The sequence below is a fragment of the Plantactinospora sp. KLBMP9567 genome (genome assembly GCF_033446045.1).
In the GTDB taxonomy this organism is placed as follows: domain Bacteria; phylum Actinomycetota; class Actinomycetes; order Mycobacteriales; family Micromonosporaceae; genus Plantactinospora.
This window is the reverse complement of record NZ_JAWQRR010000018.1, coordinates 303,269-327,185: the sequence shown is the minus strand read 5'-3', so window position 1 is coordinate 327,185 and position 23,917 is coordinate 303,269. Positions and strand designations below refer to the sequence as shown.

At 70.2% G+C, this 23,917-nt stretch carries 22 protein-coding genes; 5 read left to right on the top strand and 17 right to left on the bottom strand.

Annotated features, from left to right (window positions below; all coding sequences use genetic code 11):
• Positions 1-289: 289 nt before the first annotated feature.
• Genes R6Y94_RS14610 through R6Y94_RS14600 form a run of 3 tightly spaced genes read right to left on the bottom strand, consistent with a single transcriptional unit; the run spans position 290 to position 3,596 of the window.
• A complete protein-coding gene (locus R6Y94_RS14610; protein WP_318396373.1) occupies positions 290-1,513 on the bottom strand; it encodes a hypothetical protein in 1,224 nt (407 codons plus the stop codon).
• Between the two features lie 5 nt (positions 1,514-1,518).
• A complete protein-coding gene (locus R6Y94_RS14605; RefSeq protein WP_318396372.1) occupies positions 1,519-2,889 on the bottom strand; it encodes a hypothetical protein in 1,371 nt (456 codons plus the stop codon).
• Between the two features lie 17 nt (positions 2,890-2,906).
• Positions 2,907-3,596, bottom strand: coding sequence for a helix-turn-helix transcriptional regulator (locus R6Y94_RS14600; protein ID WP_318396371.1), 690 nt, complete (start codon positions 3,594-3,596; stop codon positions 2,907-2,909).
• Positions 3,597-3,746: 150 nt separating this feature from the next.
• On the opposite strand from R6Y94_RS14600, the gene R6Y94_RS14595 reads away from it, so the two are divergent.
• From R6Y94_RS14595 to R6Y94_RS14585, 3 genes are read left to right on the top strand one after another with little or no spacing between them, the layout of a single operon-like run.
• Positions 3,747-4,310, top strand: coding sequence for a sigma-70 family RNA polymerase sigma factor (locus tag R6Y94_RS14595; RefSeq protein ID WP_318396370.1), 564 nt, complete (start codon positions 3,747-3,749; stop codon positions 4,308-4,310).
• Entirely contained in the window at positions 4,300-4,743 is a 444-nt protein-coding gene (locus tag R6Y94_RS14590) for a hypothetical protein (RefSeq protein WP_318396369.1), read from the top strand. The genes R6Y94_RS14595 and R6Y94_RS14590 overlap by 11 nt, the downstream gene beginning before the upstream one ends.
• A gap of 1 nt (position 4,744) precedes the next feature.
• On the top strand, positions 4,745-7,315 hold the full coding sequence (locus R6Y94_RS14585; protein ID WP_318396368.1) for a CHAT domain-containing protein: 2,571 nt from the start codon (positions 4,745-4,747) through the stop codon (positions 7,313-7,315).
• On the opposite strand, the gene R6Y94_RS14580 is transcribed toward R6Y94_RS14585, so the two are convergent.
• The 6 genes from R6Y94_RS14580 to R6Y94_RS14555 form a co-directional block, all read right to left on the bottom strand.
• Positions 7,316-8,578: a S8 family peptidase gene (locus tag R6Y94_RS14580; RefSeq protein WP_318396367.1), complete on the bottom strand. Its 1,263-nt coding sequence runs from the start codon at positions 8,576-8,578 to the stop codon at positions 7,316-7,318.
• Positions 8,579-8,645: 67 nt separating this feature from the next.
• Complete coding sequence (locus R6Y94_RS14575; RefSeq protein ID WP_318396366.1) at positions 8,646-8,792, bottom strand: hypothetical protein; 147 nt, start codon at positions 8,790-8,792, stop codon at positions 8,646-8,648.
• Entirely contained in the window at positions 8,789-9,208 is a 420-nt protein-coding gene (locus R6Y94_RS14570) for a hypothetical protein (RefSeq protein WP_318396365.1), read from the bottom strand. The genes R6Y94_RS14575 and R6Y94_RS14570 overlap by 4 nt, the downstream gene beginning before the upstream one ends.
• A 19-nt stretch (positions 9,209-9,227) precedes the next feature.
• Positions 9,228-10,121, bottom strand: a complete 894-nt coding sequence (locus R6Y94_RS14565; RefSeq protein WP_318396364.1) for a hypothetical protein — start codon at positions 10,119-10,121, stop codon at positions 9,228-9,230.
• 13 nt (positions 10,122-10,134) lie between these two features.
• The gene (locus R6Y94_RS14560) at positions 10,135-11,169 is read right to left on the bottom strand and encodes a GH25 family lysozyme (RefSeq protein ID WP_318396363.1); all 1,035 of its coding nucleotides are present in this window, start codon (positions 11,167-11,169) and stop codon (positions 10,135-10,137) included.
• Positions 11,170-11,395: 226 nt separating this feature from the next.
• The gene (locus R6Y94_RS14555; RefSeq protein WP_318396362.1) at positions 11,396-11,683 is read right to left on the bottom strand and encodes a hypothetical protein; all 288 of its coding nucleotides are present in this window, start codon (positions 11,681-11,683) and stop codon (positions 11,396-11,398) included.
• A 482-nt stretch (positions 11,684-12,165) separates the two neighbouring features.
• Between R6Y94_RS14555 and R6Y94_RS14550 the strand changes: the two genes are divergently transcribed.
• Positions 12,166-12,627, top strand: coding sequence for a peptidoglycan-binding domain-containing protein (locus R6Y94_RS14550; protein ID WP_318396361.1), 462 nt, complete (start codon positions 12,166-12,168; stop codon positions 12,625-12,627).
• 291 nt (positions 12,628-12,918) lie between these two features.
• Here the strand turns inward: R6Y94_RS14550 and R6Y94_RS14545 are convergent, their stop codons facing one another.
• A complete protein-coding gene (locus R6Y94_RS14545; RefSeq protein ID WP_318396360.1) occupies positions 12,919-16,035 on the bottom strand; it encodes an AfsR/SARP family transcriptional regulator in 3,117 nt (1,038 codons plus the stop codon).
• Between the two features lie 228 nt (positions 16,036-16,263).
• On the opposite strand from R6Y94_RS14545, the gene R6Y94_RS14540 reads away from it, so the two are divergent.
• On the top strand, positions 16,264-16,761 hold the full coding sequence (locus R6Y94_RS14540; protein WP_318396359.1) for an RICIN domain-containing protein: 498 nt from the start codon (positions 16,264-16,266) through the stop codon (positions 16,759-16,761).
• Positions 16,762-17,213: 452 nt separating this feature from the next.
• Here the strand turns inward: R6Y94_RS14540 and R6Y94_RS14535 are convergent, their stop codons facing one another.
• The 7 genes from R6Y94_RS14535 to R6Y94_RS14505 all read right to left on the bottom strand — a co-directional run bounded on the left by R6Y94_RS14535 (position 17,214) and on the right by R6Y94_RS14505 (position 23,614).
• Positions 17,214-17,957, bottom strand: coding sequence for an SDR family oxidoreductase (locus tag R6Y94_RS14535; protein ID WP_318396358.1), 744 nt, complete (start codon positions 17,955-17,957; stop codon positions 17,214-17,216).
• A 141-nt stretch (positions 17,958-18,098) separates the two neighbouring features.
• Positions 18,099-18,779 carry a helix-turn-helix domain-containing protein gene (locus tag R6Y94_RS14530; protein WP_318396357.1) on the bottom strand — a complete coding sequence of 227 codons (681 nt, stop codon included), beginning with the start codon at positions 18,777-18,779 and terminating at the stop codon, positions 18,099-18,101.
• Positions 18,780-18,878: 99 nt separating this feature from the next.
• Positions 18,879-19,931, bottom strand: coding sequence for a branched-chain amino acid ABC transporter permease (locus tag R6Y94_RS14525; RefSeq protein WP_318396356.1), 1,053 nt, complete (start codon positions 19,929-19,931; stop codon positions 18,879-18,881).
• Positions 19,928-20,800, bottom strand: coding sequence for a branched-chain amino acid ABC transporter permease (locus tag R6Y94_RS14520; protein WP_318396355.1), 873 nt, complete (start codon positions 20,798-20,800; stop codon positions 19,928-19,930). The genes R6Y94_RS14525 and R6Y94_RS14520 overlap by 4 nt, the downstream gene beginning before the upstream one ends.
• 68 nt (positions 20,801-20,868) lie before the next feature.
• Entirely contained in the window at positions 20,869-22,113 is a 1,245-nt protein-coding gene (locus tag R6Y94_RS14515) for an ABC transporter substrate-binding protein (protein ID WP_412102764.1), read from the bottom strand.
• A 51-nt stretch (positions 22,114-22,164) separates the two neighbouring features.
• Positions 22,165-22,857 carry an ABC transporter ATP-binding protein gene (locus R6Y94_RS14510; RefSeq protein WP_318396354.1) on the bottom strand — a complete coding sequence of 231 codons (693 nt, stop codon included), beginning with the start codon at positions 22,855-22,857 and terminating at the stop codon, positions 22,165-22,167.
• Complete coding sequence (locus R6Y94_RS14505) at positions 22,850-23,614, bottom strand: ABC transporter ATP-binding protein (RefSeq protein WP_318396353.1); 765 nt, start codon at positions 23,612-23,614, stop codon at positions 22,850-22,852. The genes R6Y94_RS14510 and R6Y94_RS14505 overlap by 8 nt, the downstream gene beginning before the upstream one ends.
• Between the last annotated feature and the right edge of the window lie 303 nt (positions 23,615-23,917).

Sequence of the window (23,917 nt, the reverse complement as noted above, 5' to 3'; positions counted from 1 at the left end):
AATCAGATGAGCGATGTCAACGCTCGCAACCAGGACCGGACGACACAAGAGCGGGCGGGCTCGGCCCAACGCCGAGCCCGCCCCCGGCACCCAGAGAGCCCAGATCATCCTGGTCTCCGGACGAGGGCTTCCGCCTCGGCGATCACGACGCGGACGGTTGCCGGGCACCCTCACGGCCGCGCCATGTGTGGCCGGACGTCGACGCTGGCTACCCCGACTGGGGGGGTGACGACCTTCGGCTCCGGCAGCGGCAGGGACGGAGCCGAGCGCCGCGTCAGGACCGCCTGGGTCAGACCATCCGCAGCACGACCTCGGCCACCGGCGCCTCGGGTGAGACACGCATTGCGACGGCTGTCCACACCAGTTGCTCGGCCGCAGTGGCGAACTCCCCTTGGTAGCCCGGCAGCGGTAGGCCCGTGACCGGGTCGATGGGCACTCCGGTCAGGGGGTGCAGTGCCGGCAGAACGGAGATGAGCTTCCTTGGTTGGGTGGGGACCCGTCGCCCGTGCGGGCGCCCGATGCCGGTGCCCGTCTCGTGGGCCCGCCGGCGCTCCTCCGCCTCGTATCTTTCCCGCGCTGTCCACAACGGACGCAGGAAGCCGAGCTCGATGACCGCGCCGCGGTCGTCGCAACGGGGCAGGCCCTGCAGGTAGAGGCTGCGTCCGTCGCCCAGCACCTGAGCGGCCAGGCCCTCGCCAGCCGGCAGCGCCGTCCCGCGGAGGCGGCTGCCTAACCAAGACGGATGAGCCTCGACCAAGCCCGTGACGACCGGCGTGAGCGTGTTTCCCGGAGCCGCGCCGGCCGCCCGGGACGCGTCCAGGTGCACGACGTCGACGAGCAACGCCTTGCCGGCTGCGACCAGGGCGTCGAGCGCACTACTGTCCTCCGTGGAGCCCAGCGCCTGCGCGATCCGTTGGCGCAGCGGGTCATGCGCCGGCCGGCCGGCCACCAGCCGGGTCCCGGCGATGGCACCGGCCGCCACGATGACGGCCCGCGCGAAGGCGACACGACCGGCGGCCTCCCCACCCGGCACATCGAGCAGCGGCTTGAGCCGGGTCACGAAGTCGGCCCGTGAGGCGACCCGGCCCAGTCCGCGCAGCGCCTCGGCGTCGACGAACCCCAGCTGGCCGTTGGACGGGTCAAGGATCGGCACCTCACGGGCGCCGCCGGCCACAGGCCCGGAGGGCACGGCCGCGTTCCAGGCCTCGACGGCCGCGGTCAACTCGACCTCACCGGTCGGCGCGCAGCCGAGCACCGCGGTAAGGAACACCGACTCGAAGCCGCCGAGGGTGCCGGCCTGCCGGGCGACCGCGGACGCGTGGCCCAGCACCGCGCGCAGCGGGACCGCGTCCAGGACCGCGAGCTGCCCGAGAATCCCGGCCGTCGCGTTGGACAGCGTGGTGAATGCCGGGCGTGCCCCCTGCAGGGCCTGGGCGTGCAGGGTCGTGAGGGAACGCAGGGTGGGTGCCGGGAGGTTGGCCCGGACCAGACCCGGCTTGAGCGTCAGAGTCATCTTGTTCACATCCCGTACGTGTACTGGCGCAGGACCGCGACGGCGTCGCGGACGGACGTCTCGGGCGAGACCCGGACGTGGCGCAGGGCCTCGACCGTGAGGCGCTGGTAGTCGCGCAACGTGGTGAACCGCGTCCGCGGCACGAGCTCGACCCACCGCTCGACGCCCTCGGCGGTCAGACGCCGCTCGGGCGCCACCAGCAGTTCCTGGAAGACCGCACCCGGGTCGTGCAGCGTCCCGAGCTCGTCGATCTCGGCCAGCTCGCCCATCAACAACGAACCGGTCGGCGACCGCTGGAAGAGGCCCTGGCGGCCGGGCCCGATCGGCACCATGCCCCCGACGAGCTGGGCCTCGGCGGCCCAGAACGGCACGGCGAAGTCCTCGTCGAACCGGCCCTCGACCTCGCACTTGTGCGGATGAGGCTCGATGGTCTTGTGGCCGAGCCCGTGGTGCGGGCGATGGCCCGACGCCGGTGCGTGATGCGAGGGCCCCACCTGGCCGTGTGGGTGGGCGACGTACGGCCTGCCGTCGCGAGTCTCCAGCCGCACGTCGGAGTGGACGGGAACCTTGTCGCCGGACGCATGCTCGCGGCTGTGGTGGTCGCCGGACCCGCCGAAGAGCCCCTGGAAGAACCCGGCCACAGCGCCGATGATGCCGCCGGCCACCGTGCCCACTCCGGGGATGGCCGAGCCGAGGAGAGCGCCCCCGGCCGCGCCGGCCGCCGTGGAACCGATGACCTCCCCGACCTTGCCGGCCGCGTGCTGGACGTCAGGCCCGCCGCCGACGTCGCGGGCCAGCCCGGCCAGGTCCCGCGACATCTCCTGTGGGCTTGTCACATGGGAGAAGACGTGTGCGACCTGGCCGATGGGCGTCTGACCCAATGTGCGGCTCGCGACGTCGAAGATCGTGCTGTGCTGGGCGCCCCCGCCGGAGTGGGAAGGTGCGCCACGCGAGGACGCCAGCCACTGGAACTGGTCCATTTCCGCCGTGACGCCGCCCAGCCGTGACGCGGACTGGAACGCCGCGGTGGCGGCCGACTCGAGCCCGTCGAAGCCGCCGTACAGGTCGACGGTGTCGCAGATGGAGCCGAGCAGGTGGTTACCGACGGCCGGAGAGGTCACACCGATCTGACCCAGCACCGCCGAGAGCCCGTTACTGTAGGCGGTGAACGCGTCGTCCGGCCAGAGCTTGCCGGCGTCGGTCACGTAGCGGAACCCCTCGGTGCCGATCGCCGCGTGATGCAGCTCCCGCAGTCCCAGCCAGGCCACGTCGGGCTCGACCAGCGCGATGAGCGACGGCGCGATCCACAGGTCGCCGGCCGCGTTGGTGCCGGCGGCGTCGGGTGGCCCGAGCCGCGAGAACCATTCGTCAGACATGTCAGCCACTCCTTCGGTCAGCCGGCGGCGATGGCCGCGCGGTGGAGGTACGTGAGCACGGCGAGGACCCGCCGGTGGTCGCCGGGTGCCGGTTCGAGATCAAGCCGCACGAATATGCTGCGGATGTGCGACTCGACGGTCTTCGGGGTGAGGAACAGCCGGTCGCCGATGCCTTGGTTGGACCGGCCGGCGGCCATCAGCTCGAGCACCTCGCGCTCGCGGTCGCTCAGCGCGGTGACCGGATCGCGCCATACCGGCAGTGGTGTGGCGTTGGCGCACCGGGCCCGCAGACTCGGTGCCACCGCGCTGCGACCGGCCGCGACGGTGCGGACCGCGACGACGAACGCCGGCAGCCCCACATCCTCCTCGACCAGGTAGCCGAGGCCGTCGGCGCCGGCCGCGAGCAGGGCCGCAAGCAGGTGCTCGTCGGTGCGGTCGGCCAGCACGACCAGCCGGTGCGTGCGGCGCAGCCCGACGAGCGTGTCGGTCATGTGTTCCGCCGCCGTGCCGCGCCGGTCGACAACCACGACGTCGGCCGTCACCCGGCGCATGACGGCCTCGAGAGCGGCCAGGGTCGGCGCCATGAGACGGACGGTGCAGCCGGATCCGCGCAGCGCCGCGGCGAGTGCCTCGCCGGCCAGGCCGGTGCCGGCCAAAATGATGCGGGTCGCGGCCGGGTGGGTCGCCTGGTGCAGGTCCGTACGCATACTCTTCCTCCCACGTCGGTACGCCAGGTAGATGCGGCCCGGTACGCGTCTGATCCGTCGAGCGGCGGTCGTTTTCCAGTCGACGAGACGGACCGGACGGATCAGGGACGCCGTCGCAGGCATCTGGTAGGCAGGCCGTGGAGGTGAGCGATGGAGGCCGAGGTGCTCGCGGCGGCTCGTACCGGTGACCAGCGGGCCTGGGACGCGATCGTGGACCGGTACACCGGTCTGCTGTGGTCGGTGGCGCGCAGCTTCCGGCTCGACGCGGCCGACGCGGCCGATGTCGTGCAGCTCACCTGGTTGCGCCTGGTCGAACACCTCGACGACGTCGTCGACCCGGACCGGCTCGGGGCGTGGCTGGCCACGACCGTCCGCCGCGAGTGTCTGCAGCTACTGCGGCGCCGGCGGGAGCGGCCGGCGGCGGTCGACGACTGGCTGGCCTCCGTGCCCGACCCGGGCCCGCCGGTCGACGCCCGGATGCTGCGGGTCGAACGCGACGCCGGCCTCTGGCGGGCCCTGCACACGCTGTCGGGCCGATGCCAGCAGTTGCTGCGCGTGCTGATGGCGGTGCCGCCGCCGTCCTACGCCGATGTGTCGGCCGCCCTCGACATGCCGATCGGCGGCATCGGCCCGGCCCGGCAACGCTGCCTGGCGGCGTTGCGCCGCGCGCTGGACGAGACGCCACTGTCCCCGGGAGACCACCGTGACGGATGACGAGCTGCTGGCCGAGCTGACCCGGGTCGCCGCGGCCGCCGACCCACCGCCCGAGCTCGTCGTGGCGAGCGCGCGGCACGCGCTGTCGACCCGCGGGCTCGACGACCAGCTGGCCGCCCTGCTGGCCGACTCCGCGCTCGACGCCGATGTGCAGGTGGTCCGCGGCGACGACCAGCTCCGGCTCCTGTCCTTTGCCCACGCCGACACGACGATCGACCTTCAGATCCAACGCACCGCCGACGGCCTGGCGGTGCGCGGCCTGGTCACCGGCGCCGCGGGCGAGGTCGTCGTCGACGCGAGCGATGGCCCGCACGCCGCCCCGCTCGACGAGGCCGGCTGGTTCACGGTGGCCGATCTGCCGGGCGGGCCGCTGCGGGTGCGGCTGCCGGGCCGGCCGGCCGGCGGCATCTCGACCGGGTGGATAGCGCCGTAACGTGTCGGCTGCCGCCGCGCTCGCCGCTCGCGCGTTGGATCTGGTCGGCGCGGATCCGCGCCGCGCGCTGGAGACGGCGGACGCGGCCGTACGGGCCGACGGGTCGGACCGCGCGGCCGTCTCCCGGGCCCACCGGGCGGCCGCGCTCGCGCTGCGCGAGCTGGGCGATCCGGCCGCGGCCGAGCGCCGCCTCCGGGTGGCCGTGCGTAGCGCCGGGCCCGTCGCCGAGGCCGCGGCGGAGGCGCGGATGAGCCTCGCATTCGTGCTGGTCGACCGGGGCCGACTGCGGGCGGCGCTGGTCGAGGCCGACCGAGCCGCCGCCGCGCTCGACGGGCTGCCGGCCGTGCGGCTGGCGGCTCAAAGGGCGTTGATCCTGCAGCGGACCGGGCGGCTGGCCGAGGCCCTGTCCGGGTACGCCGCCGCGCTGCCAGCCCTGCGGTCGGCCGGCGACACGCTGTGGGAGGCGCGGGCCCTCAACAACCGCGGTCTGCTGCACAAACACCGCGGGACGCTGGAAGCTGCCGACGCCGACCTGGTGCGGGCCGCAGCCCTCTACACCGAGCTGGGTCTGCACCGCTTCGCGGCGGACGCCGAGTGGAACCGGGCCACGGTGGCCGCCCACCGCGGCGACGTACCGGCCGCGCTGGCCGGCTTCGACCGGGCCGAGGCGGCCCACGCCCGGGCCGGCACGCCGCGGCCGCAGCTGTGGCTCAACCGCAGCCAGGTGCTCATGTCGGTGGGGCTGACCGCCGAGGCGTACGCCACGGCAGTCCGGGCGGTGGCGGCCCTGCGGGCCAGCGGGCACGCGACCGATCTGGCCGAGGCGCGGCTGCTGCTGGCCGAGGCGGCCGTGGCCGACGGCCGTCCGGCCGAGGCGGTGACGCAGGCCCGTACGGCCGGCCGGGCGTTCGCCCGCCAGGGCCGCGACGGCTGGGCGCTGCTGGCCCGGGTCGCCGCGCTACGCGCGACCTCGGCCCGCCCCCGAGTCGGCCTGCGCGACGCACTGGCCTGCGCCGAGGCGCTGGCCGCGGCCGGCTGGCGCGGCGCCGAACAGGACGCGCGGGTCGTGGCGGCCCGGTTCGCGCTCGCCGCCGGCGACCCCGCAGCGGCCGCCGCCCAGCTCCGGCGTGTCCGGCCGCGGCGGGCGACCGCCCCGCTCGACCTGCGCGTGCGCTGGTGGCATGCCGAAGCCGACCGGCGCCGGGCCGTCGGCGACCGGGCCGGCGCCCTGAGCGCGCTCCGGGCCGGGCTGCGCCAACTCGACGACGCCCAGGCGGTGCTCGGGGCGACCGACATGCGGGCCCACGTGGCCGGGCTCGGTCATACGCTGGCCGCCGACGGGCTGGACCTCGTGGTGGCCTCCGGCCCGGCGCGGGCGGTGCTCGTCTGGGCCGAACGGTCGCGGGCGCGGGCGCTGCGGCTGCGTCCGGTCCGTCCGCCGGACGACCCGGAGCTCGCCGCAGCGCTGGCCGAGCTGCGCCGGCTCGCGGCCGCGGCGGGGCCGGCCGGCCCTACCGCGGCGGCGCGGGCGGCCGCCGAGAGCCGGGTGGTGCGGATCAGCCGCATGACGGGTGGACCGTTGCACCGGCCGGCGGACCTGCCCCCCGCCCCGGCCGCACTGGCGGCGGAGCTGGGCGAGCGGGCACTCGTGGCGTACATCCGCCATCGCGACGAGCTGCTGGCGGTCTCTCTTGCGGACGGACGCTGCACGCTGCACCGGTTGGGCCCGGCGTCGGCGGTGACCGCGCCGCTGGAGACGTCCCACTTCACGCTGCGCCGGCTCGCCCTCGGCCTCGGGCCGCCGGCGGCCACCGATCGCATGCGGCACCTGGCCGAGGCGGCCGGCCTAGCGCTCGACCGGCTGCTCCTGGCCCCACTGCGGCGTGCGGTCGGCGACCGGCCGCTGGTCGTAGTGCCTACCGGCCTGCTGCACGCCGTGCCGTGGGGGCTGCTCCCCAGCGTGTCGGGGCGGCCGGTGACGCTGGCTCCGTCGGCGGCCGCCTGGCTGCGGGCGGAGTGTCGGCCCGCACGCCGCGGGCACCGACTCTTCGCCGCCGGCCCGGGGCTGCCCGGCGCCCGCCAGGAGGCAGCGGGTCTGGCCGGGCGTAGGGCCCTGCTGGACGGCGCGGCGACCGTCGAGTCGGTACTGTCCGGGATGGACGGCGCTGCGCTCGCCCACGTTGCTGCCCACGGTGTCCTGCGCGTGGACAACCCGCTGCTGTCGGCCCTGACGTTGGCCGACGGTCCGCTGACCGTCTACGACCTCGAGCGGCTGGCCACGGCACCAGACACGGTCGTGCTGCCGGCCTGCCAGTCCGGCGTCGCCGCCGTGCGGGCCGGTGACGAGCTGCTCGGCTTGGCGTCGGCCCTGCTCGCGCTCGGCACCCGAACGGTCGTCGCGACCGTCCTACCGGTGGCCGACGGGGCGACCGAGCCGCTGATGCGCGACTTCCACCGGCGCCTGCGGTCCGGGCAACGCCCGGCCGCCGCGCTCGCAGCCGCCCGGGCCGGCGCCGGTCCCGACCACGCCGCCTTCGCCGCGGCGGCGAGCTTCGTCTGCCTCGGCGGCTGACTACCAGATGCTCTCGATGTCGCCGGCCGGCAGCAACCGGCCGGTCAAGCCGGGCCACGGCACCGGCGGCAGCTCGGCCAGCAGCCGGTCGCGGTGCGCGGCCACGGTGCCACCGGCGGGGTCGGCGATCAACCGCCGGGCCAGCTCGGCCGCGAACAGGGGTGCGGCGAACGACGTACCGCTCCAGCTGGCCCAGCCGGCGAAGGGCGACCCGGCCTCGTCCTCGTGCCCGTCGATGTAGGCGCTACGCAGCCGGACGCCTGGCGCGTACACGTCGACCCACGGCCCCCGGTTGCTGAACGGCGCCGGCACCGGCCGGCCATCGATCGTCTGATAGGCGCCGACGGCGACCACGCCCTTGATGGCGGCCGGCCAGAACGGCCGCTCGGCGCGGTTCGCGCTCTCGCCGTCGTTGCCGGCCGCCGCCACCACGACCCGGCCGGCGGCGAGGATCCGGCGCACGGCCGTGATCAGCGCCGCCGGCGGGATGTCACCTTCGGTGTAGCCGCCCAGCGAGAGGTTGACGATGGGTGCGGTCGCCTCCTCCAGCAGGGCAAGTGCGATCCGTGCCTCGTCACCTTCGCCGCTGGCGTGCAACACGGTGGACACCGCGACGCCCGCTGCCGGCGCGACCCGGCCGACCAGGCCGCAGATGAAGTAGCCGTGCCCGGCCTGCCGGTCCAGCCGCCCGTCCTCGTCTTCGTCCAGTGGGTTGCCGATCCGGTCCGGCACCGGGAACCGCTCGACGACGAGGGCCCGCAGATCACCAGGAAGCTCACGCCACTGCGGTGGCATCGCGGTGTCGAGGATGGCCACGTGCGCCGTGCCGTTCGCCTCGCCTTGGGCGAGCGGCCACTGCGTCGGCGGCAGCACCGGCCGCGGCCGGTCACCGGGGCCGCCGTGGTACCAGTCTTCGCCGACGAACACGTGGTTAAGCTGGACGCTGGCCCCGCGCGCTCGCAACGCCGCCACCAGGTCGGGCAGGTCGCGGCCGCGGCGATCGGTGACCGTCCACAGTCGATGGCCAGCCTCGGCTGTGGCCAGACGCTCGTTGACGTCGCCGTAGTCGGGCCCGGCCACCCGGTCCCGCCAGGGCGCGTGGCCGGGCACGTACGGCTCGGCCACGACGTCCGCGGCATCCAGCAGGTCGGGCAGATCGGGCTCGACCTCCACCCCGACCAGGAGCTCGTCCGGCCGGAACCAGCCGTCGTGGCCGGCCACGACCGGGGAGACGGCTCCGTCAGGCAGCCATTCGATGGTCATCGCGGATCCTCTCGTGGCGGTGGTGGCACCAGCATGGCGCCGGTGCCACCCCTCGCACCATCGGCCGTTAGAGCGCCAGCAACGCCAGTCCGACGACGAGTAGCCCTTCCAGCAGTCCCACGCCGCCGGTGCCGTCACCGCCGCCTTCCGGCAGGATCGCGGCTTCGTCGACGTAGCCGATGGCCTGTCCAAAACGATCGACCACGGTGATCATTGTTCGTCCTTTCCTTCCATCTCGGCCCGCAGCTGAGTCGCTGCCGTAGCCACCCGGCCGGCGATCAGCTTGGCGAACGCGGCGACGTCGCCGTCGGTGGTCCGGTCGATCAGCGTGCGGATCTGCACCATCGCGTTGTCGAACGCGTGGGCGGCGTCCGGCTCGCCGAGGGCGGTGCGCTTTTCCTGCAAGGCGTCCAGCTTGGACCGCACCTCGTCGGCTCGGCCGGCGAGTACGTCGGCCAGCCGTGTGGTGGCCGTCACGTAGTCGTCCAGGGTGCGGCCCAGCCGTTCGCGCGCCGCGGCTCGGCCGTCGGCCGATCCGCCGGGCACCGGCACGGACGCCCGCAGCTCGGCCACGAGCCCGACCGTACGGGCCACGTCGAGCCGTTCGTCAATGGTCTTCCTGTCGGCCATCACCTTTCTCCCTTCGGTTCTATCCCAGGTCGAAGTGCATGACGTCGCCGCTCTCGCGAACGCCGAAGTCGCTGGCCCCCCACCGCATGCGGCGAGTGCCGAGGATCGCGTCGCCCACGTGGACCAGTGAGCACACCAGTTCCTTGCGGAGCTGGAGGAACCCGTGGGCCGGGTTGCGCGTCGCCGTGATCGGCTGGGTCGGGTTGCCGTGGAGCATCGGGGTACGGACGGTCTCGTAGTCACGCAGCATCTGCCAGTACTGCTGCTCCGGCCCGTACGGCCAGCCTTGGTGGTTCTGGGCCCAGAACTCGTCGGCGTAGAGGAACTCGATCGCCGGGATGGCGGCGTCGGCCGGCTGGGCCAGCTCGGATGCGGGGATCGCACGCAGCGCCGGATGTCCGTCGGGCAGGGCGTACGCGTCGGCGATGGGCGGCCGGTTCACCCGCACGTGAACGGCCGAGATCGCCCAGGACAGGTAGAACACCAGCGCGTCGGACAGCTCGCGGAACCGGTCGTAGGTGAACTCGATGGTGTCGTTGACCCGGATGCTGGTGTCGGATCGTCGGCCGCTGAATGTGAAGAATGCGACCGCCCGGTCGTAGACCTCGACCACCCGCCGGCGCATCTCCTGCTGGTCGTGCGCGGCCGCCTCGCCGCCGTACGTTTCACCGGTACGCGTGACGATGTACGGGCACTCGGTCACGTTGAGGTCGACGGCCGCGCCGGTGGCGTGCCGGCCGTCGCCGGGCCGGGTGCCGATGACCGGCTCGGCCAGACCGGCCCAGGGGTGGAAGTCCGCTTCGTCCGGCGAGGCCTTCCACGTGCTCCACAGGTCGTCCTGCACCGCGGTGAGGACCTGGGCCATGGTCGCGTTGACGCCGCCGGTGATCGGCTGGCCGAGGAAGGTGTCCATCGGGTATCTCCCGTCAGTGCAGAAAGTCGACGAGGCTCTGGCCGCCTGGCACCGCGACCATGTTGCGGTCCACGAGGCCGGCGATGCCGGGAATGCCGGCGCCGATGGCGTGCTGCCAGACCGAATGGTCCGACCAGCCGCGCGGCAGCAGCGGGCCGTTGGGCCGGGTGGCGTGGGCACCGTGGCCCAGCGGCCGGCCGTAGCTCGCGATCCACAGGTGATGCTTGCCGTCGAAGCTGGCGTTCCCGCGCATCCGGCTGGTCCAGAACGACGGGTACGTGTAGATCAGCGGACGCTGTCCGGTCGCCTGCCACACGATGCTGATGAAGAACTGGAGCGACACCACGGCCTGCTCCGCGGTCACCCCGTGCGGCAGCGTCTCGACGTCGACCGCCGGCGGCAGCTCGGCGCCGCCGCCCGCCGCCGTCAGTACGTTGGTGAAGTGGTCGGCCTGCACGCGGGTCGCGTCGGGCGTTGTGCGGGCATGGAAGTAGTGGTAGGCGCCACGCGGCATATGGCCGGCGCTGCCCGCCCAGTTGCGGGCGAACTGGTTGTCGGTGTGGTTGTCGCCCTCGGTGGCCTTGATATAGGCGAAGCCGAGACCGGCCTGGCCGACGGCCGGCCAGTCGATGGTCCCCTGTGCGTAGGAAACGTCGATGCCGTCGACCACCTCGAACGCCGTGCCGGGGGCGCTGAGCGCCCGCAGTTCCACCAGGGTGCCGTTGTGGTAGAAGATCGAAGCGTACTGGAAGTGGCTCACCCGGCCGACCGGCTGCCCGCCGACGACGTCGTCGACCTCGTCGCTGACCGGGAAACCGAGGGCCAGCGGGCCGCCGAGCTCGAGGTAGCGGGCCAGGATCGCCCCGTGCACCTCGAAGGTGCCGGTGTCCGGGTGCTCATAGATCGTGACCGCTACGCCGTTGGACAGCACGTACCCGAAGAAGCGTCCGTGGGTGCCGGGTACGGGCAGGGGTACGACCGGCAGCGGCACGGCCGGGACCCAGCCCTGATGCAGCAGTTCCTGGTACTTCCCTTCGATCCCGCTCATGGCCCCAGGGTCCGGCCTGGGGCCGGATCAGCCATCCGGGTTAGCCCTGAAGCCGGCGGACGGATCCGGCAGCCGGCGACACCTCCTGACTTGGCATCCTGCCGAGGAGGAGGAAACCGCGTTCTCTCGACAGAGCAGTGGCCCAGCGACGCCAGGAACGCGACGGTGACCGACCGTCGCTGTTCAGTAGCGATGGGCGGTGGAGGCGACGGCCCGCGCCTGAAGCTCACCAACTACGCAACGTGACGGCATGGGCGACCCGGCGGCGCGCGAATTCGGACGGCCGGATGTCGAGTAGGCGCAACGAGTGAAGTACCTGCTCGGTCGCCGTGACCACCTGAGCGGGGCCCACGGCCAGCCGCCATCCGATCAACCCGACCACCACGAGACCGAGGACGAGGACGGCGAGCCCGATGTCCGGCGCGACGCCTACGCGGTGAACCAGTGATCGGATCGCGATCTGGTAGCCGGCCAGGCCGCAGCAGACCAGGCAGAGCACCAGCAGGACCCGCACCCTGCCCAGAAGTTCGCCAGGTAGCCAGCGGTGGTCTCGGACAGCCCGAAACACCGAGGGCCCGCGCTCGGGTTCGACGGGCTTCGGCGTGCGCGAGACAACTTTCTTGAGCGATTGCTGTCTTACCGGGGCCTCACCTCATCCGGCTACCGGCCTCATCCACGCCGCTGCCCTGCACCATCAGGTTCGAAATGGCTAACTCATCAACAATCCTTCAACAAATCACCCCACACAGTCGTAGCACGCTCATCACACCAACACCGAGGAGGTGAATCTCGGTAAACCAGCAGCCATTCTCAACGAAGCAAGGGCCGGAGGAAGCGCGTCATTGCTGGTCCGTTCGGGCCCTCCGCCCCAGCGAGGCAATCTGTGATGACGATGACAGCGGGAGGGAAAGAACGGTTGATATGAGCATGGACGGAAACAAACTAGTTGACTGGCCGAGGAAGCAATTTACGCGAATCGCTGCATACTTCGCCGTCGTGGCCATCGTACTGCTGTATCCAGCAGTGGCTACAATGACGCCAGCCAGCGCCTCCGTCGCCAGTGGCTTTGTTGGCGGTAGGGACGTGGTGTACGACGACTGGGCAGACGAAGGGCCGCTCGACTCCTCGTCGCACAGGCGCAGCGCTGCTACCGGACTCTGGCAGTGGGTGCTCCACGCCGACGGTTACTACTCCGGACCTATTGACTGCGACTACGGTCCTGCTACCACGGCGGCCACCAAGGCGTTCCAGAGAGCCAATGGGCTCGCGCAGGACGGCAGCGCGGGCCCGTTGACCATGGGGGCCGCCGACCGGCGGCTCGTGAAGGAGCACCTCGACTACGTCCGCTACCAGGGGTTGATGGAAGACATCTGGTTCAAGCGTGTGAACGACGCCTACCAGGTGTATCTCTTCGGCGGCTACAAGGTGGCCTCGTACACGTCGACAACCGCATGTTAACGCGGCGGGTGGATCGGTAGCAGGAGTCAAGATTCGTTCGCTTCCGGGCAGTGAACCTCTCGACCGCTGTGGCGGCTAATTCGCAGCCGCAGATTCCTGCTCGGGTGCGGACGCCTACAGCAGTGAAGCGACATGCGCGATAGGTCACGATTTCCTAAGGGTCGGGTAGCCGGCGGAGTGTTGCACCCTCCGGCCGCCCTACCTTCAGTACTTGCTACGGGCATTGACCGAGTCGACTGGTACTCGGGGCCGGTTGGACGCCGCAACGCGGCGCCGATGCGTCAGGAGTTCTTAGCGGGTGGCTTCGGGCATGCCGAGGTCGGTGTAGAGGGTCAGGGCGTGATCGTGGTGTTCGCGGGCGCGGGTCGGGTTGTTGAGTGCCTGGTGGGCGTGGCCGAGGCCGGTGTGGGCGCGGGCCTGTTCGTCGCGTTTGCCGGTGTTTTCCGCGATGGTGAGGGCATGGGTGTGGTGGGTGAGGGCGTTGGTGTGGTGGCCCGCAGTGTGGCTGGCTTCGCCGAGGCCGTTGAGCGTCCATGCCTCGCCGTACGGGTCACCGATCTCGCGGAAGAGGCCGAGTGCTTGCAGGTGGTGCTCAATGGCCAGTTCGGGCCGGCCGAGGCGGGTGTGAATGACGCCGAGGTGCGCCAGCGCCGGGGCTTCGCCGGACCGGTAGCCGAGGCGCCGAAACATAGCCAGCGCCTGCCGAAGGTGCTCGGCTGCAGGCTCACGTGGTTCCACTTGCGCTTCGGCGATGCCGAGTTTGAGGAGTGTGATGGCTTCTCCGAACCGGTCGCCGTTTTGCAGGTAGAGGGTCAGGGCCTGCCGCAGGCGATCGGCCGCCGACCCATGTCGGCCGAGCCGTCCCTCGATCTCGCCGAGGCTGTGCAGGGCGTGGGCTTCGCCCACCTGATCGCCGGTTTGCCGGAACAGGGCCAATGCCTGCTCGACGTACGTGCCGGCTGGCTCGAAGCGGCCGAGTCGTTCCTCGATGAGTCCGAGGTCGTTCAGAATGTGGGCTTCGCCGACCTGGTCGCCGGTCTGTCGGAACAGGGTCAGCGCCTGCTGAAAGTGCTGGACCGCTTCTCCGTGCCGGCCAATCTGCATGTGGGCGGCCCCTAGGCCGAGCAGGCCCTGGGCTTCCCCGGCCCGGTCGCCGACGTGTCGGGCCGTGTCGCGGGCGTGGCCGTGGATGGCGAGGGCGTCGATGGGGTGGCCGCCGTCGAGGTAGCGGTACAGGAGGGGGGAGAGTCGGATGATGTGTGTGGTCCAGGCGTGGTTGGTGGCGGTCTGTGCGGCCAGCGTGGTTAGGCAGGGCCGTTCGTTGTCCAGCCACCCTCGGGCAGTATCCGGGTCGGGTAGGTCCGGGGTGGGGGTAGCGGCTGGGGGGATGCGGGGTCGGCGGTGCGCCTCGGCGGGGTGTAGGCGGTCCATGGCGATGGCGGTGGTGGCGAGGTAGTAGTCGAAGAGTCGGGTCAGCGCCGCCCGGCGGTTGTTCGTGGAGTGTGTGGTGTTGGCCAGGCGGGTGGCGTAGGCGCGGAGCAGGTCGTGCATGCCGTACCGGCCCGGGGTGGTGGGGTGGATCAGGTGCGCTCGGGTGAGCCGGTCGAGGGCGCGGTGGGCGGTTTGCAGGCTGGTGCCGGCCAGCGCGGCGGCGGCGTAGGCGTCGAGGTCGGGGCCGAGGTGCAGGCCAAGCAGGGCGAAGGTGCGGGCGGCGTCCGGCGGCAGGTGCCGCAGCGACCAGGAGAAGACGGCGGCCACGGCAGCACGCGGGTCACCGCCGGCGTCGAGGAGATCCAGGCGTCGCTCCTGGTCGGCTAGCTCGGTAACCAGGCCGGCCAGGGGTGTGCGAGGGCGGATGGCCGCGAGTTCGGCGGCGACCCGCAGGGCCAAGGGTAGCCGGGCGCACCGTTCGGCGAGGATGACGGCGGCGTCGAGTTCGGCGTCCACCCGCGGGCCGATGAGCCGGCGCAGCAGGGCGTGCGCGTCGGCGGCCGGTAGCAGGTCGAGGTCCAGACGGTGGGCGCCGTGGACGGCGACCAGCCCGGCCAGGGAATCCCGGCTGGTGACCAACACCGCGCAGGAGCCGGTTCCGGGTAGCAGCGGGCGGACCTGTTCGACGGTGGCGGCGTTGTCCAGCAGGATCAGCATCCGCCGGTCGGCGATTTCGGTACGGTAGCGGGCCGCCCGATCCTCCACCTCCAGCGGGATGTCCGGGCCGGGCACGCCGAGTGCGCTCAGGAACCCGACCAGCGCATCCGCCACGGTCACCGGCTGGTCCGGGTCGTAGCCCCGCAGGTTCACATACAGCTGCCCGTCGGGAAACCGGCCGCGGGTCCGGTGTGCCCAGCGGATGGCCAGGGCGGTCTTGCCGACCCCGGCCGTGCCGGACACCGCCGAGATCACCGCCGTCGTCTCCCTTCTGCCGTCTCCTGCGTTCGTGGAAGGCCCGGCTCCGCCTCCGTCAGGGAGGAGTCGGTCTAGTTCGGCCAGCTCGGTGTCGCGGCCGGTGAATACGGGCACGTCGGCCGGTAGCTGCGCTGGCGCCTGTCGCGCCATCGCCATGGCTGGCGCGGTCACGCCGGTGTCGCCCAGCGGCCGTGGAGCGGCGTCCAGCCCCTGCGGCGCATCCGAGAGCGTGGCGGATTCTCCTTGTAGGACCGCCCGGTGGGCATCCTGTGCCTCGCGGCTGGGATCCGCACCGAGCTGCTCGGCGAGTTCGCGTCGTAGCCGGTCATACAGCTGCAGCGCGTCGGCCTGCCGCCCGGCGGCGTGTAGTGCCCTCATCAACGCGGCGGTCAGCGGCTCGGCCAGCGGATGCTCTGCAGCGAGTTCGGTCAACGTGCCGATCACCCGTGCGACGTTTCCGTTGCCGATCTCGGCGTGTGCCCAGGCAACGACAGCGTCGAGACGGTGCTGTATCCAAACATGGCGGCTCCGGGCGGCCCATTGACCGGGCAGTCCGGTCAGCGGCTCGCCGTGCCACAGCTTGAGCGCACAGGCAAGCAGCTCGGCCCGTTTACGGTCGCTCGCCGCAGCGTCCCGGGCGCGGTCGACCAAGCGCCGGAACCGGTGTAGGTCGACCCGTTCGGGATTGATGTCCAACAGGTAGCCGCCCGAGCGACGTACCAGGCACACCTGACTGTGATGCGGCGTGCCCGGCTGTTCCAGTAGGCGTCTGATCCGGGTGATGTGCGTGTGCAGGGTCCGGCGGGCACCGTCCGGCGCCTCGTCCCACACCCGGTCGATCAGCGTTTCCGTGGTCACCGGCCGACCGGCGTCGACCGCCAGCGCCGCCAGCACGTGCCGACGCTGAGGCGGTACCACCTCCAGCAGCCGATCGCTGCACACCACCTCGACCGGACCCAACACCCGAAGCTCCACCATCGACTCCAGACACGATCGCCGCACTTATTGCTCATCAACAATCCATCAACAAATCGACCCATCCAGTCGTAGCACACTCATCACAGCGTCCAGACGACTGCCGGCGGGGTCGGCAGTCGCGATCTACGGAGTGAGGGATGGGCGGAAATGTGCCACTTTAAGGCCGGGCGGGAACCATCTCGACGGCAGGCGACGATCGCGGGCGGGCACAATTCCAGCCGCCTACACAACGTGAACTGCGAGAAGGTAGAGATGCTGAAGCACGGAATGAGGATCGGGTTCGTTGCGCTGCTGGTAGTGGCAGCCGTGTGGGTGCCAGCGACCGCTCAGGCTGCAACGCAGAGCTGGATCGTCAACGCGAACAGCGAGCTATGCCTAACGATCAACGGGGGGAGCACCGCCGACAATGGAGTCGCCGTCCAGTTCGACTGCGATTATCACGATGCCCGGTTCTGGTACCGCCGGAACGTCGGCGGCGGCTACTTCAACATCGTGAACGCGCACAGCAACAAATGCCTCACCATTGCCGGGGGCAGCAAGTCCAACAATGCGGCGGCGGTTCAGTACAAATGCGACGGGCATCTTTCACGGAACTGGCGGGTTACCGGAACTGTCCATGTGAAGATTGTTAATCAGCACAGTACGAAGTGCCTTACGCCGGCGGGGGGCAGCAGCGATAACCTGGCCCGGATCGTGCAGTACAACTGCGACGACCATCCGTCGCGAACCTGGTTCAGCGGCCTTTGGTGATCACAGCTCCGGTCGGCGGCGACAACTCGTCCAACCCCTGCCCCCTCCCTCCTCTCGAAGGGAGGGGGCAGGGGTTGGACGTTGTGGCTCACGCTTCTGCATTCGTCACATGCCGTGCCCGGCCAACTTGCAGCAGCGAGGGCCCGTCGCGACCGCGTGGCAGCTCGCGACACCCGCGATCCCCGCACCCAGCTGACCCACATCAGCCCCCGACCATCCGGCCGGAGGCCCCAGGAGACCACACCCACCGCCGCGACAGACGGCCCACCACCACGGCCCAACCGCCCAAGAAATCAACGCAGGTCGACCAATCTGGCTGGGTTGGCGACGCCGCCGCTACACGCGAATCATCGAGGCCAGCTCGTGATCGGGCGTGTCCTTGAACACTCCGCCGCAGTTGCCTACCCGTGTACGGGCACCGTCGACGATCACGATTCGCTGGTCCGGACTGGTCATATCGAAATTCCTCCGTCCACGGGACGGATAACTCCGGTGATGTATCCGGCCTCTTCGGAGGCGAGGAACGCCGTGGTAGTGGCCATTTCGCTGGGCGCCGCGAACCGACCGAGTGGGATGGTGGCGGCGAGTTCTTGACGCTTCTCCTCGGGAATCGAGCCGATCATTCGCGTCTCGGCGTTGGGCGAGATGGCGTTGACGGTGACACCGAACGTCGCGAGTTCCTTGGCCGCGGTCTTGGTGAAGCCGATGATTCCGGCCTTGGCCGCGCCATAATTTGCCTGCCCGATGTTGCCGCGCAGGCCCGTGTACGAGGTCACGTTGATGACGCGGCCGTACCGCTGCTCTCGGAAGACAGGAACCGCAGCGCGGGTCAGCCGGAAAGTCCCGCCCAGGTGGACGTCCAGCACCTCGGCCCAGTCCTGGTCCGAAAGCTTCCACAGTCGACGGTCCCGGAGGATGCCGGCGTTGTTGACGATGATGTCCAGGCGGCCGGCCGTCGCGACCGCCAGGTTCACCAGGGCCTCGACGGCTTCGGTGCTGGTGACATCGCAGGCAACGCCGACAGCGCCCAACTCGCCTGCCGCCAGTGCGACCGCGTCGGCGTCGGCGTCGGCGTCGACCAGGAACACCGTCGCTCCGGACTCGTGGAAAAGGCGGGCGAACTCGAGTCCGAGTCCTCGCGCCGCTCCGGTCACGATCGCGGTTCTCCCCGGGAAGTCGAACGTCAGGTTCGGCAACTCCTGCTCCTCCTCACATGCCCGGGTAACGGCCGATTAGCTTATTCATGATTGCGTTGGAGTCCGCCCAGGTCTTGGTAACCCGGGCGGCCTTCCAGGACACGGCCACGCGATACTCATTCCTGACCCTATCCGCCCTGGCTAGAGCAGTTCCTCCGCCGCGTCTTTCAATGAGGTCAGGACGCGGCGGGTTTGCGGCGTGTCAGGGAGCAACGCGAGGAGCAGCGGAGAGGTGGAGAAAGTCGACTGGTGGACCATGAGGCGGCGGACCCATTCCATGCCCGCCTCCAACTCGGCGAGGGCGTCAGTCGCGCCGCCGCTGCGCACCCAGTTTCCGAGAGCGGATCGGTGGATCGCATCGATGAGGGCCGCAAGGGCCGTCGACTGAAAAGGCGGGGCGGCGGCCGGGAGATGATCGCGCAGGAACGAACGTGTGAGCGCCACGTACCGCTCGTGTTCAATGACCTCACGCTTCCGTAGCTCGGGAACGACGCGCGTCAGTTTGTATCGCCGGAGGACGAGCTCGGGTCGACTGAGGAAGTCGCGCAACGACTCCTCCGTGGCTGCGACGACGGCCTCTACCGGATCCGTATCAGGAGCGGATTCAACGAGGCATCGCTCGACGAGCCTGATGCGTTCGGTGTGGTCCGGAAACGCGAGTTCGTCCTTGCTTTCGAAGTGTCGGAAAACGGTGCGGCGGGACACGCTCGATGCCTCCGCGACGGCTTCGACGGTAACATTTGCATACCCCTCCTCGAGGAACAGGGCCATCGCCGTTTCCGAGATCCGGTACTTGGTCTCGAGTATTCTCCGCGAAGTCACCGACAGGTGCCCTCTCCTGATCTGGTGTTGCGCGAAGCTCAGTTCCCGCGCATCGTGAGTTTGCCGAACTCTGTAACCCTGCGAGACGTCTGCAGCGGCTCACGGCCCGCGCCTCGCCGGGTCGGCACTGGCCGACGTGCGGCGCGACGACGTACGGCGCTGCCGCCAGGCCAGCCATTGGTGACGAACGGTACCCCAGACTCCACGCCGGAACAGCAACACCACGAGGACGAAGACCGAGCCGGTGACCAGGTCGATGCCGTCGAAGCCGGACGAGGCGAGGTAGTCGGCGAGCATCACGGACAGGAACGCACCCAGGACCCCTCCCCACAGCGTGCCGATGCCGCCCAGCACCGTCATCAGCACGACTTCGCCGGAGGTGCTCCAGTGGAGTTCGGTCAGCGCGACGAAACCGTGGTTGATCGCGAACACGCCGCCGGCCAGGCCGGTCAGTCCGGCGGATAGCACGAAGGCGATGACCTTGTACTTCTCCACTTCGTAGCCAAGCGCCCGTGCTCGCTGGGTGTTGTCGCGGATCGACACCAGGACTCGTCCGAACGGCGAGTGCACCATCCGCCAGGCTGCCCACATGCCGAGCAGGAGGATCGGCAAGGCCGCATAGTAGAAGTAGAACGACTCGGTCTCCACCAACTCGATGCCGAAGAACTTCCGGGGCACGCCTTGCAGCCCGTTCTCGCCGCCGGTCAGGCCGCTCCACTGGTACCCGACGAAGTAGACCATCTGTGCAAAGGCGAGGGTCACCATCGCGAAGTAGATCCCGGACCGGCGCACCGACAGATAGCCGGCGGGGAGGGCGAGAACCATCGCGAACAGCGCGCCGCCGACGACGGCCACGGGAAACGGCGCACCGTAGTGCGTCGCGATCAGGCCCGTCACGTACGCCGAGCTGCCCCAGAACGCCGCGTGTCCGAAGGACAGCAGGCCGGTGTAGCCGAGCAGGATGTCCAGGGCGATCGCGAACAGCGCCATCGCCACGATGTCCATCGCCACGGGCGGATAGACGAACCACGGCAGCGCCAGCGCTGCCACCAGGCCGGCGGTCAGCAGAACCCATCGCAGCCTCGGGCTTTCCGCCGTGATGGGAGCGCGCGCCTCGGTGACCGGAGCCTGGGTGACCACGGGCTGGGTCATGCCGTCGCCTCCTTGCGTCCGAACAACCCGGCGGGGCGGACCAGGATGATCAGGGCCATCAGGACGAAGATCAGGATCTGTGCGAACGTCGGGGCGTAGGCCTGACCGAACGCCTCCACCAGGCCCACCATGAAACCCGCGAGCACGGCACCGACGATCGAACCGAGGCCCCCGATGACCACGACCGCGAACAGGATGATCGCGAAATTGTTGCCCATGTCGGCCGTGATCGCGCGAAACGGTGCGGCGAGCACGCCGGCCAGGCCAGCGAGCGCGACGCCGAAGCCGAAGACCGGAGTCACCCAGCGGCCCACGTTGATGCCCAGGGCACGGGCGAGCTCGGGCTTCTCGGTTGCCGCCCGGACGATCATGCCAATCCTGGTCCGCGTCATCAGCAGCCAGACGAGCACACAGATCGCCACGGAGAACAGGAAGACGAACAGTTGGTAGCGCGGCAGCACGACGCCGGCCAGGTCGACGCGTCCCGATAGCGCTTCCGGAGCCTTGTACGGCAGCCCGGAGACGCCGTACCTCTGCTTGACGAACTCCACGAGGACCAGCGTGAGGCCGAAGGTGAGCAGGAAGTTGTAGAGGGGGTCGAGCCGGAGCAGCCACTGCACGAGCAACCGCTCCACCACGACGCCGAAGACGAACATCAGTACCGGCACCACCAGCAGCGACCACCACAGCGTGAGACCGAGTGTGTCGAGCAGGACAGCTGCGGTGACCGCGCCGAGCATGTAGAACGCGCCGTGGGCGAAGTTCACCACGCCCAGGACGCCGAAGATGATCGCCAGTCCCAGGGCGGCCAGCGCGTAGAAGCTGCCGGCCGCCAGGCCCTGTACGGCGTACTGCAGCACTGCGTTCATGGGTTCCTTTCCCGGTGCTGACCCTGGGCGCCGAGGGGTGCCTTGGGCTTACGAAACCGGACCACCGCTCAGATCGAGCACTCGGACGCCTCGGCAGGAGGGAATGCCTTCGCCGCCGGGATCGTGGTCACGATTTCCTCGTAGTCCCAGTCCTCCTTGACCTCCGACGGCTCCTTGACGCGGGCCAGGTACGCGTCGTGGACGACGAGGTGGTCCTTGGCGCGGATCTCGCCATTGCGCAGGAACACATCATTGATCTTCTTGCCCTCGAGCTTGCCGACGACCGCGTCGGCGTCGTCGGTACCGGCCTCCTGGACCGCCTCCAGGTACTGGAGCGCCGCAGAATAGTTGCCGGCATGTTCGAAGGTCGGGCGGGTCCCGGTCTCATCGCGGAACCGGTCCGCCCACGCGCGCGACTCGTCGTCCATGTTCCAGTACCAGGCGTCGGTGAACATCGTGCCGGCGAACTGGTCGACGCCCAGCGAGTGGATGTCGGTGATGAGCATCAGCCCGACGGCCAGGTCGATGCCCTTCTCCTTCAATCCCGACTCGTTGAACTGCTTGACGACGTTGATCAGGTCACCGCCGGCCTGCATCGTGCCGATCACGTCGGGATTGGTGCTGCCTGCCTTGGTGAGGAAGGTCGCGAAGTTGTCGTTCGGAAACGGTGTCGGGATGGTGCCCTGCACCGTGCCGCCTGCCTTGGAGATCGCCTCGGTGAAGGACTCGGTCATGTTCTGGCCGAACTCGTAGTCGGGGTAGATGATCTGCCAGTTCTTGCCACCGTTCTCGGTGACGGTCGTGCCGGTGCCGTTGGCGAGCATGTAGGTGTTGTATGCCCACTGGAAGGTGTACTTGTTGCACTGAGCGCCGGTCAGTTCGGTGGTCGCCGCGCTGACGTCGAGAAACAGCTTCTTGTGGTTCTTCGCCTGGTTGGCGACGGCCAGCGCCGCGGACGAGGTCGGCACGTCGAGGATGACGTCCGCTCCCCCGCGCTCGTACAGCTCCTGAGCCTTGGTGTTCGCGATGTCCGGCTTGTTCTGGTGGTCGGTCGACGTCACCTCGATCTCGTCGACGACGGCCTTGTCGCCGTACTTCTTCTGGTAGTCGGCCACCGCCATCTTGACCGCCTTGACACTGTTGGGCCCCGACGCGTCCTTGTAGACGCCGGACTGGTCGTTGAGCACCGCGAGAACCAGCTTGCCGTCCGTGAAATCACCACCCGAACCCCCGGGGCCGCCGCGACCGCAGGCGCCGAAAAGCAGTACCCCTGTCATGGCCGCGGCCCCGGCCCGAATCCGCTTGCTCTCCATGGTGGTTCTCCTCGTGTCGTGTCGGATGTGTCGCGTCGTCTGGTCGACCGGTCAGATGCCGAGGTGCTTGAGGAGTTCGCCCTCGCGCCGCCGGAATTCCGAGTTGTCGAGGGTCTCGACGATGCGGCCCTGGCTGAGCAGGTAGTGCCGGTCAGCCACGGTGGCTGCGAACTTGACGTTCTGCTCGATGAGCAGCACGCCGACGCCGGTGGCCTTGATCTGGCGGATGATCGCCGCGATCCGGGCCACGACCACCGGGGCCAAGCCCTCGGATGGCTCGTCCATCAGCAGCAGCCGGGCACCGGTCCGGAGCGCCCTGGCGATGGCCAGCATCTGCTGCTCCCCACCCGACAGCGTGGTGCCCGGCGCCTTGCGGCGGTCGGCGAGCACCGGGAACGTTTCGTAGACCCGCTCCAGCGTCCATGCCCGGTCGGAGACCTTGGGCGGAAGCAGCAGGTTCTCCTCCACGGTGAGGCTCGCGTAGATGCCGCGGTCGTCCTGGACCCAGCCCATGCCGGCGCGGGCCCGCTGGTGGGCCGGCACGCGGGTGACGTCGCGGCCGAGGAAGGAGACTCTGCCGCCGATCTGCCGGTGCAGGCCGATCAGGCACCGCACCAGGGTGGTCTTGCCCGCGCCGTTGCGTCCGACCAGAGTGACCACCTCGCCCTCCCCCACGCGCACGCTCACCCCGTGCAGCGCCTGCGCCTCGCCGTACCACGCCTTCAGACCAGTGACCTCAAGCATGGTCGGCCTCGCCCAGGTAAGCGGTGATCACCCGTTCGTCGTTGCGGACTTCGTCGTAGGCACCCTCCGCCAGGACCTTGCCCTGCTGCAGCACCGTCACCCGGTCAGCCAGGCTGCCGACCACGTGCATGTTGTGGTCGACGAACACCACCGTGCGACCGACTGCGATGCGACGGACCAACTCGATGGTGCGGTCGACGTCCTCGATTCCCATCCCGGCCGTCGGCTCGTCGAGGAGCATCACCCGTGGGTCCAGCGCCAGCACCAGTGCCAGCTCCAGCGCGCGCTTCTGCCCGTAGGCGAGCAGTCCGACCGGCTTCTCCGCCAGCGGCGTCAGCCCCACCTGCGCGAGCAGCTCGTCCACCCGGGCGCGATTCCTGCCGAGTAGCTTCTCCGACCGCCAGAACCGGAACCCCTGGCTGGTGAGCCCCTGAAGAGCGAGCTCCACGTGCTCCCGGCTCGTCAGGGTCTCGAAGAGGCTGGTGATCTGGAACGACCTGGCCACGCCGCGGCGCGCGACCTGCTCGGGCTGGTGGCCGGTGACGTCCTCGTCGAACACCGCGATCGCCCCGGACGTCGGGGACACGAAACCGGTCAGGAGGTTGAACAACGTGGTCTTGCCCGCACCGTTGGGACCCACCAGCGCGTGCACGCTGCCCTCGCGAACCTCGAGGTCCACCGAGTCGACCGCGCGGAAGCCCCGGAACACCTTCGTCAGGGACCGCGTGCGCAGCGCCACCCGACCGCTCGTCGTCACACGGCTTCCTTCCTGGCGACCTGCGGGCTCCGGGTGACCTGCGGGGGCCGGACACCCGCAGCCGGGCAGGGCATGGACGTCGCACGCCGGAAACCAACGGTGGTGCATGCCAGACGCGCGGAGGCGGAGATGCCCTGCACTGTGGTCTGTCGGAGTACTGGCGAACCAACGTCCTGCGCCCGACTGACAGGTAGCTGGGCGCACGCACACGAGCCTGCTGTCAACTCGGCTGTACTCCCCCGGGCGAGGAGCAGCGCTGGCGGTCGAGGCATCTCAGTCCCTTCTCAGTCACACCGTTCGCGC

Bases quoted from the DNA above. Each gene is read 5' to 3' on its own strand.
- R6Y94_RS14595 (WP_318396370.1), top strand. From the start codon at position 3,747: ATGGAGGCCGAGGTGCTCGCGGCGGCTCGTACCGGTGACCAGCGGGCC.
- R6Y94_RS14510 (WP_318396354.1), bottom strand. From the start codon at position 22,857: ATGCTTGAGGTCACTGGTCTGAAGGCGTGGTACGGCGAGGCGCAGGCG.
- R6Y94_RS14580 (WP_318396367.1), bottom strand. From the start codon at position 8,578: ATGACCATCGAATGGCTGCCTGACGGAGCCGTCTCCCCGGTCGTGGCC.
- R6Y94_RS14520 (WP_318396355.1), bottom strand. From the start codon at position 20,800: ATGAACGCAGTGCTGCAGTACGCCGTACAGGGCCTGGCGGCCGGCAGC.
- R6Y94_RS14570 (WP_318396365.1), bottom strand. From the start codon at position 9,208: ATGGCCGACAGGAAGACCATTGACGAACGGCTCGACGTGGCCCGTACG.
- R6Y94_RS14605 (WP_318396372.1), bottom strand. From the start codon at position 2,889: ATGTCTGACGAATGGTTCTCGCGGCTCGGGCCACCCGACGCCGCCGGC.
- R6Y94_RS14565 (WP_318396364.1), bottom strand. From the start codon at position 10,121: ATGGACACCTTCCTCGGCCAGCCGATCACCGGCGGCGTCAACGCGACC.
- R6Y94_RS14600 (WP_318396371.1), bottom strand. From the start codon at position 3,596: ATGCGTACGGACCTGCACCAGGCGACCCACCCGGCCGCGACCCGCATC.
- R6Y94_RS14560 (WP_318396363.1), bottom strand. From the start codon at position 11,169: ATGAGCGGGATCGAAGGGAAGTACCAGGAACTGCTGCATCAGGGCTGG.
- R6Y94_RS14610 (WP_318396373.1), bottom strand. From the start codon at position 1,513: ATGACTCTGACGCTCAAGCCGGGTCTGGTCCGGGCCAACCTCCCGGCA.
- R6Y94_RS14525 (WP_318396356.1), bottom strand. From the start codon at position 19,931: ATGACCCAGCCCGTGGTCACCCAGGCTCCGGTCACCGAGGCGCGCGCT.
- R6Y94_RS14540 (WP_318396359.1), top strand. From the start codon at position 16,264: ATGCTGAAGCACGGAATGAGGATCGGGTTCGTTGCGCTGCTGGTAGTG.
- R6Y94_RS14575 (WP_318396366.1), bottom strand. From the start codon at position 8,792: ATGATCACCGTGGTCGATCGTTTTGGACAGGCCATCGGCTACGTCGAC.
- R6Y94_RS14515 (WP_412102764.1), bottom strand. From the start codon at position 22,113: ATGGAGAGCAAGCGGATTCGGGCCGGGGCCGCGGCCATGACAGGGGTA.